At 60.8% G+C, this 1,376-nt stretch carries 1 protein-coding gene; it reads left to right on the plus strand.

The genetic code is table 11. The annotated features are described in order from the left end of the window. Nucleotides 1–1,376: non-ribosomal peptide synthetase (locus tag FE394_RS18730; RefSeq protein ID WP_319927842.1), on the plus strand; the 1,376-nt coding region annotated here is incomplete at both ends.

A 1,376-nucleotide genomic window follows, 5' to 3' on the forward strand; every position in this document is an offset into this window, starting at 1 on the left:
TTCCCGCAGGACGCCCTGATCCATGAACGGTTTGAGCAGCAAGCTATGCTGGCGCCTGATGCTACCGCCGTGGTGTTTGAAGGACAGTCCCTCAGCTACGGCGAACTGAACCGCCATGCCAACCGGCTGGCCCATCATCTGCTGGCGCTGGGCGTACAGCCGGATGACCGGGTCGCTATTTGCGTTGAGCGCAGTCTGGAGATGGTTGTCGGCTTGCTGGGCATTCTGAAGGCCGGGGCGGCCTACCTGCCGCTTGACCCGGCTTATCCGGCCGAACGTCTGGCCTATATGCTCAGTGATGCAGCACCGGTGGCCCTGCTTACTCAGTCCGCGCTGGTTGAAACGCTGGACAGCCACTTGCCTACTGTGGTGCTTGATGCCCGCTCGCCGTCCGTCCTTGACGGAGCGCCGGACAGCAATCCTGACAGCCGGGCACGGGGAGTGACCTCACACCATCTGGCGTACGTGATTTACACCTCCGGCTCCACCGGTCAGCCCAAAGGGGTGATGGTGGAACACGCGAACGTCATTCGCCTGTTGGCGGCCACGCAGGATTATTTCCAGTTCAATCACAATGATGTCTGGACTCTGTTCCACTCTTTTGCTTTTGATTTCTCGGTCTGGGAACTGTGGGGGGCCTTAGCTTACGGCGGCCGGCTGGTTATCGTACCGGCAGCCTGTGCCCGCTCGCCACAGGCATTCTATGCCCTGTTGTGCCACGAACGCGTGACGGTGCTGAACCAGACACCGAGTGCTTTCCGCCAGCTTATTCCTGCCCAGAATGACACCGCACATGCCCTGCGCTGCATTATCTTCGGCGGGGAGGCGCTGGAATTACCATCGCTGGCACCGTGGATTGCAAATAACCCTGTCCGCCAGACCCAGCTGGTGAATATGTACGGCATCACTGAGATCACCGTCCATGCTACCTATCGGGAACTCACCGAGGAGGATATCACCGGAGGGCGGGGCAGCCTGATTGGCCAGCCATTACCTGACCTGCGCGCCTATCTTCTCGACCCTTGCGGCCAGCCAGTCCCCATCGGCGTAACCGGCGAGCTTTATATCGGCGGTGCCGGCGTGGCCCGCGGTTACCTTAACCGTCCGGCCCTGACAGCGGAGCGTTTTATCCCTGACCCGTTCTCCACCGCCCCGACTGCCCGGCTGTATAAAACCGGCGACCTCGGCCGCTGGCTGTCCGACGGCAATATCGAATACCTCGGCCGTAACGACTTTCAGGTCAAACTGCGCGGTTTCCGTATTGAACTGGGGGAAATTGAAGCGCGCCTGACCCAGTGTGCAGGAGTGCAGGAAGCGGCCGTTATCGCCCGCGAAGATATCGCCGGTGACAAACGACTGGTGGCCTATCTCCGGCC

The organism is Xenorhabdus littoralis (assembly GCF_033949345.1).
GTDB lineage: Bacteria > Pseudomonadota > Gammaproteobacteria > Enterobacterales > Enterobacteriaceae > Xenorhabdus > Xenorhabdus littoralis.